The 6,662-nt window shown below is 56.7% G+C and carries 8 protein-coding genes and 1 pseudogene; 4 read left to right on the top strand and 5 right to left on the bottom strand.

Annotation, left to right across the window (positions count from 1 at the left end):
• From V8Z78_RS26870 to V8Z78_RS26860, 3 genes are all read right to left on the bottom strand, one after another.
• Positions 1-347 (bottom strand): hypothetical protein (locus V8Z78_RS26870; protein ID WP_502878883.1); only part of this gene is annotated, 347 nt, incomplete at its 3' end.
• Positions 348-494: 147 nt separating this feature from the next.
• Complete coding sequence (locus V8Z78_RS26865) at positions 495-1,295, bottom strand: anti-sigma factor (protein WP_003064834.1); 801 nt, start codon at positions 1,293-1,295, stop codon at positions 495-497.
• Between the two features lie 18 nt (positions 1,296-1,313).
• Positions 1,314-1,889, bottom strand: a complete 576-nt coding sequence (locus V8Z78_RS26860; RefSeq protein ID WP_003064832.1) for an RNA polymerase sigma factor — start codon at positions 1,887-1,889, stop codon at positions 1,314-1,316.
• A 236-nt stretch (positions 1,890-2,125) separates the two neighbouring features.
• Between V8Z78_RS26860 and V8Z78_RS26855 the strand changes: the two genes are divergently transcribed.
• Positions 2,126-2,719, top strand: a complete 594-nt coding sequence (locus V8Z78_RS26855) for a ferritin-like domain-containing protein (protein WP_003064831.1) — start codon at positions 2,126-2,128, stop codon at positions 2,717-2,719.
• 69 nt (positions 2,720-2,788) lie between these two features.
• Positions 2,789-3,343: a DUF3455 domain-containing protein gene (locus V8Z78_RS26850; RefSeq protein WP_237704438.1), complete on the top strand. Its 555-nt coding sequence runs from the start codon at positions 2,789-2,791 to the stop codon at positions 3,341-3,343.
• Between the two features lie 172 nt (positions 3,344-3,515).
• Here V8Z78_RS26850 and V8Z78_RS26845 read toward each other — a convergent pair whose 3' ends face one another.
• Positions 3,516-3,914, bottom strand: coding sequence for a YkvA family protein (locus V8Z78_RS26845; protein WP_003064827.1), 399 nt, complete (start codon positions 3,912-3,914; stop codon positions 3,516-3,518).
• A 108-nt stretch (positions 3,915-4,022) separates the two neighbouring features.
• Between V8Z78_RS26845 and V8Z78_RS26840 the strand changes: the two are divergent.
• Positions 4,023-4,276 (top strand): annotated as a pseudogene (locus V8Z78_RS26840) (hypothetical protein).
• A 699-nt stretch (positions 4,277-4,975) separates the two neighbouring features.
• Here the strand turns inward: V8Z78_RS26840 and V8Z78_RS26835 are convergent.
• Positions 4,976-6,097, bottom strand: coding sequence for a hypothetical protein (locus V8Z78_RS26835; protein WP_349732496.1), 1,122 nt, complete (start codon positions 6,095-6,097; stop codon positions 4,976-4,978).
• Between the two features lie 355 nt (positions 6,098-6,452).
• Here V8Z78_RS26835 and V8Z78_RS26830 point away from each other — a divergent pair.
• Positions 6,453-6,662, top strand: a 210-nt coding sequence (locus tag V8Z78_RS26830; RefSeq protein ID WP_349732347.1) for a hypothetical protein, incomplete at its 3' end; no start/stop codon positions are given.

Below are 6,662 nucleotides of genomic sequence, written 5' to 3'. Positions count from 1 at the left end.
CAACACCACGGGCGTGATGGTTGCGGTCGATGGGACTGAAATGCCTTTGGTCGAAGGCTACTGATCAAGCACCAGACGCAAAGACGGATATCGCCTTCTGCGGCCAAGATGGCTTCCTGGCCAGCAGTGATATCCGAGCCGCGAACCGGGATGGAGCTGTCCGCCCCGCCCTTGACGCCGAACTTGCCCGCATCGTTGCCCACGCTGGCATTGACCCCCACGGCCTGGCCGTCATGGTGGGCGCTGTTGCGCAGGTCGCTGGTGGTGAGCACCCCTGCGGTGCTAACCTGCTCCAGCGCCGTCTGGTTACTGGCGATGGCGGCGCTCTTGAAGTCGGGCTTGTGCACTTCGGGCCGGGCCCGACAAGCGTGGTTCGCTCCTCTACTCCTTCCTGAGCGAAGAGCACAGGACTGCTAGCGACCCAGAGCAGCCATTGAGATTCAACAGATTCGAGCTGCCTCAGTAGATTGCCTTCGTGTTTGCAGATGCCTGAGTCAAAGATCCCTGCGAATGAGTGCACCCTTGAATAGCACCGGGCCAGTCGGCCCAGTTGAACTGGGTACACCGCCTTTGGGCTCCAGGCTGATGGCCAGGGCCGGGATTGCTTTCACATCGGTCTCTTGCGCAGTGAGTTGCTCAAGCTTTCCATCACCCATGACCCCCAGGGAGCGTGGCGCGCCCTGCTGAGGCAAGGCCCACAATTGCAGAGACTTGTTATCAGCCTCCTTGAAGCCGCTCACGCGTTGCAATACCAGTTGCTGGTGCCGGGGATCGAAGGTCACCAGCATGGACGCATCAGCCTTGCCATCGGCGAGCACCGCCACATATTGAATTTGGGGGGCCGCCTGCAATTCAGCCTGCGCCATCTGGAGTTGAGTCTGTAACGCAGACAATTTCTGCTGCGAGGTATCCCTGAGCCCTTGATGCGACCAAAGCCCCACCGAGATAGCCGCCACCGTGGCCAAACCGCCTGCCAGTGCCAGTCCACGCCACCACGCGAGTGTCAGCCATGCCGACTTCGATGCGGCTTCACGCTGTCGGGCCAACTTGGCTTTAGCTGTTTCGGCCTGCAGCAGGTTGGCAATGCGTGTCCAGACTACCGCGTCGGGCTGCACCGGAGTCTGGACTTCGGAGAAGGCCGACCAGCGGCCTTGCCACAGCAAGGCTGCCGCACGCACCTGAGGATATTCGCGTGCCAGTTGCTCAAACCGACGGCGTGCCCCTCCGTGCAAAGTTCCCAGTGAATAGGAGGCAGCCAGGCGGTCAAGTAATTCAGGGTTTTGGGTCAGATTCATGATGTCGACTCCTGGCACTCAGACGTGGCGCGCCATGCATTTGCGCAACTGTTCCAAGCTTCGGCGCATCCAAGTCTTGACGGTGCCCAGCGGCAGCTTCAGGCTGCTGGCCAGTTCGCTATGACTTAAATCATTCAGATAGGCCAGGCTCACCACCTGGCGCTGTGGCTGCTCCAGCTTTTCTAGACACTGATGCAAGACCACGGCTTGTTCACTGGCCTCCACCAATTGCATTGGTCCTTGCGCGTCCTTGTCCTGGGGCAACTCCTCAAAGTCCTCAATCGGTAAATTGAGATGCAGGCGCTCGGCTCTGCGCCGGCGCAAAAAGTCCAGGGCCCGGCTGCGCACCAGCATGCCCATCCAGGCCAGGGGTGGGCTGAGTGAGTCCCGGTAGGCCCCCGCACTGCGCCAGATTCCCAGAAAGCTCTCTTGCAGCACATCCTCGGCCCACTCCTTGTTTCCGAGTATGCGCAAAGCTAGGCCATACAGACGCGAGGCGGTCTGGTCGTACAGCAGCTTGAGAGCAACCTCATCCCGGGCTGCTACGCGGTCGATCAAGTCCATCAGTTGGTTGTCCGGTGTTTGGGCGCTCATGCAGCCATTTTGATCAGTAGGACCTGCTTCATGTTGTGCTGTTGGATAACTGCCAAGGCATGTTGCAGTTTCTGGTAATCACCTATACGCAGCAACCCAGCCACTGGATTTGGAGAACGCGCGAAATGGCTGAAACAAATTTTCAAAAACTTGAATCCACCGCGCCAAAGGATGCGTATTCCAAGTGTCGGACATCGCAAAGGCCGACAGATCCCCACATCCAATTAGGAGTCATCATGAGCATCCATCTGTTTGAAGGCCATGCCTCGCCCAGGGCCTCGCGTCGCGGATTTCTTGGCGCCACCGGCACTTTGTCGGCCGTGGCGGTCGCCATGTTGGCAGGCAACGAGGCTCTGGCCCAAGGCATGGGCAATGACCCAGCCAAGGATGTATCCATCCTCAATGTGGCCCTGGGGCTGGAGCATGAGGCCATCAACGCCTACCAGTTGGGTGCTGGTAGCGGCCTGCTGCAAAAGCCCGTGCTGGATGTGGCCCTGCTGTTCCAAAGCCATCACAAGGCCCACCGTGACGCTCTGATTGCCACCATCCAGAAGATGGGCGGAAAGCCGGTGGCCGAGGCCTCGATGCAGACCTATGCCGACTCTCTCAAGGCCGCAACCCTCAAGAGTCAGGCCGATGTGCTCAATCTGGCCGCAAGACTGGAGCTTGGCGCGACCAATGCCTACCTGGGCGTCATTCCAGCTTTCGAAAACCGTGACCTGGCCAAGGTCGCAGGACGCCTGGCCGCCGATGAAACCATGCACTACACGGCCCTGATCTCGGCTCTCGGCCGCCCCTTGCCAAGCAATGCCTTGTCATTTGGCAGCTGACCTGGCGAAGCCCCGAGTACCGGGCAGTCTCGCCCGGTGCATTTTTTCATCTTGTTTGAGGGAATACTCATGATGCATCGACACACACTTTCGCTGACCGCTCTGTGCCTATCCGCGCTTGGCCTGAGCGCTTGCTCATCCATGGGCTCTCACTCCATGTATTCACAAGCCGAACTTCCGGCTACCGTGCAAGTGCCCGCAGGGCACAAAGTGGCCATGGAGACCGTGGGTGTTGGCCAGATCACCTATGAGTGTCGGGCCAAGAAGGACATGGCAGCCGAGCACGAATGGGTGTTTGTAGGCCCTGATGCCAAGCTGCAAACGCGAAGCGGTACGGTCATCGGCAAATACTGGGGTCCGCCAGCGACTTGGGAGAACAACGACGGCTCCAAGGTCACTGCCACGCAGCTTGCCGTGGCTCCTGCCGGAGCGGGCAATATCCCGCTGCAGCTGGTCAAGGCAAATCCTGCCACCGGCATGGGAGCCATGCAGGGGGTGACCTATATCCAGCGTGTTGCAACCAAGGGGGGCGTCGCGCCGAGCATGGCCTGCGGAGCTGCGAATCTGGGCAGCAAGCAGATCGTGGAATATCAGGCCGACTATATTTTTTGGAAAGCGGTTTGACGGTAAGACTAGGAGCGCACCTTACCTGTCAGCGATTGATTGGGAGGTGCGCTTTTTTTGTATTGATCACTCGATGCCGCGCAAGCGCAACACGCTCTCGTTGCATACGACCGTACGCCAATAGCCGGTAGCAGCCAGCCACCGAGGGCTGGTCACGACGCCTAGCTGCCAGTCATGGCCGCATTTGAGGATTCAACCAAATCCATGCCGCGATCCCTAGGGCGATCCACAACACGATGATCATGACCGCCCCTGCGCGACTACTCGGCTTCGACCCATTTTCAGTCATCCATGCATCGGCTTGAACGCGGCATTCAGCCAGAACTGATTCGGGTAGCATCTTGACCGTCAGCCAAATCAGCGCTGGAAGCAAGAGGATATCGTCCACATATCCAAGAACCGGGATGAAATCAGGAATCAAATCGATCGGACTGAGCGCATAAGCCACTACAAACAACCCCAGAGCCTTCGCATACCAAGGCGTACCAGGGTGTTTCCCTGCAAACCAGAGTGTCACTCCATCGCGCTTGATCCGCCTTGCCCAAACCTTTAGGTGTTCACTGATATTCATGGAAGCTTCTCAGGATGAGCCATGATTTTCTCATCAATACCAAGACCGCTTTTGGCCGCTCCCAGTCATACGCACCGAAGCAGCACCCTCCTCTGAGTCAATCGCGCGATGACCGATGAATCACCGATCCACACAGTCCACAAGCGCGTTTGCCAAACCTTCCTGAGGCACTGGAAGGCCCACAACAACGCCTACCCAAGCTGATCAAGATGACGCCCGAAGAGCTGCGGCAGTTCAACATCGTCAACTCCTTCGGCAAGCCCAATGAGCTGTGGGGCGTCCCAATAGAAATCGACCGCAACACCACGGGCGTGATGGTTGCGGTCGATGGGACTGAAATGCCTTTGGTCGAAGGCTACTGATCAAGCACCAGACGCAAAGACGGATATCGCCTTCTGCGGCCAAGGTGGCTTCCTGGCCGGCAGCAATATCCGAGCCGCGAACCAGGATGGAGCTGTCCGCCCCGCCCTTGACGCCGAACTTGCCCGCATCGTTGCCCACGCTAGCATTGACCCCCACGGCCTGGCCGTCATAGTGGGCGCTGTTGTGCAGGTCACTGGTGGCGAGTGCCCCCGCGGTGCTGAAGCGGTTCTTGCCCTGCTCCAGCGCTGTCTGGTTGCTGGCGATGACGGCGCCCTTGATAACTGGCTTGTGTACTTCGGCCGGGCCCAGCAAGCGTTGTGCGCTCCCCAGCACCCTTTTGACTTCCGAGCACAGGTCCGCTAACGAACTCAGCTTTGGGTCCGTGGCGGGAGTCACCCGACCACTTCTCTCGAATGGAGTCCTGCTGAGCGGTTCGTATCTGGGGCCTCGGTGAACACCACCGAAACAAGCCCGCCTGTAGATGTGCAGTCTGTCCTTGCTCGGTGAATGCTTCAAGGCTCGTGCCCACCAATCGCTGGTTACACAACGACGGAGGCAGAGATATGCAAGGTCAACGCTTGACTTGCCGGAAAGTCCCTGTAGACCCAAAGCAGTCCATAGAGATACCAGTCTCGGCACCCGCAAGGTGACGCTCGTGAGATTTACTGCGCAGTTACTTTCGCATTGAAACGGGATTGCTAGGTCATCGCGTGCTCCAAGTATTCCTTCGCATTGCTCGGCCGACACCTATTAAGTATTTCTTTTAGTTTCTCTCTATTCGAATAGGTATCCTTAATCTGCGCGAATGCTTGCGCAGTTGGCTCGACCTTTGAAACAGCCGCTGCCACTGAGGTAAGCCTCAAAAGGGAAATCATCTTTTGCCGCATCCTTCCTATCGCTACCTCCTCTAAGCATATTGGATTGATCACGACCTTTGGCTTGATCGGAAGTTCAGGGCCGAGCTCAACGTAATGAATAAGCGTCGAAAGGAACACGCATGAGCGCGTTTCAGGAGGCAGATATTTCTCGGATGCTCCATCCGAAAGCTTCTGATACAAAGTAAAAAGTGTGAGAGAGGCGAGTACGCAGAGCTCTATCAATTGAGTATCGTTGGCCAGTGTAGCCTTGGGTAGCCACCCCAGTTGTGTAGCAACACCTGTGTTTTGGGTGATCCATGCACCCGCAGCGTATCCACTGACGTGATCGGCGTCGAGTTCGATTGCCCTGCGATCTGCATCCGACATTTTTTTGACGAGATCCAAATAACCGCAATGTCCCCCTACGACATGTGCAAATTCATGACCAAAGAGGTAAAGCATCGTCATCCTGAGCAGTTGCTGGTACCGACTGATCCCTTTGGGGGTGGCTGGCATTACAGAAAAGAGATCTTCAAGAGAAGACGTCTTTGATTTTGAAGCGCCCTCCTGCTCTATGGCGGCGATTTCGCAGCACAGTGATGCAGCAAGCAGGATCGCGCCGTAATTTATGGAAATGACGAATGATTCATTACGCCCACCTGCTGACGCGTTGAAATCCACTCTCTCACGAAAGCCCCAGGACAACCCAATTGGCATCTCAGGCGCAAAGAATTTTGACAAAAATTGTCGAACTAAGCCACGGGGAGGTGAGTAATGCTGCACGCTTGGTAGCGTGAGTCGTAGAAAATCTGATATATCCGCTACTGCGGAGGTCGCAGCCGATATCTTTCGATTCTCGTATATTCCTAACGCCTTTATGACCTCGGACGCATCTACCTCATTGGGAGGCAGCACTGGCACCCATTTATGCGTTCCACTGATTTCGGAGTACTTTTTTCTCATATTTCTCAATGATCGGAATTTAAAATTTCAGGAAATTGATTTCCTGTCGTCATGTCAAGCTATGAAAGTGTTATTGCAGAGGCAGCCGGTCGCCTAGACAGGTTGTCTTTGTCTCAGGCAACTTGCCCTCTCAAGCAAGCTGATTGTCTACTCCCAGACCGATGAGATCCAAGGTGTAGGTGAAACGCTGAAAGCTTCGCTCGGCCGCTCGGCCGCTCGGAGCAAAGGGAAATCATATGGCCAACCGCCTTGCCTCGACTCTAGACATTCCGTAGCCGCCGATCGCAGCTGACCACTTGTGGCCGTTCCCAGTCATACGCACCGGAGCAGCACCCTCCTCTGAGACAATCGCGCGATGACCGATGAATCACCGATCCACACAGTCCACAAGCGCGTTTGCTACACGTTCCTGAGGCACTGGAAGGCCCATAACAACGCCTACCCCAAGCTGATCAAGATGCCGCCCGAAGAGCTGCGGCAGTTCAACATCGTCAACTCCTTCGGTAAGCCTGATGAACTCTGGGGCGTCCCAATAGAAGTCGACCCCAACACCACGGGCGTGATG

The organism is Comamonas sp. wu1-DMT, from assembly GCF_040187805.1.
Classification (GTDB): Bacteria; Pseudomonadota; Gammaproteobacteria; order Burkholderiales; family Burkholderiaceae_C; genus Comamonas; species Comamonas thiooxydans.
Note: the sequence above shows the minus strand (reverse complement) of the source record. Positions and strands in the feature narration are given on the sequence as shown.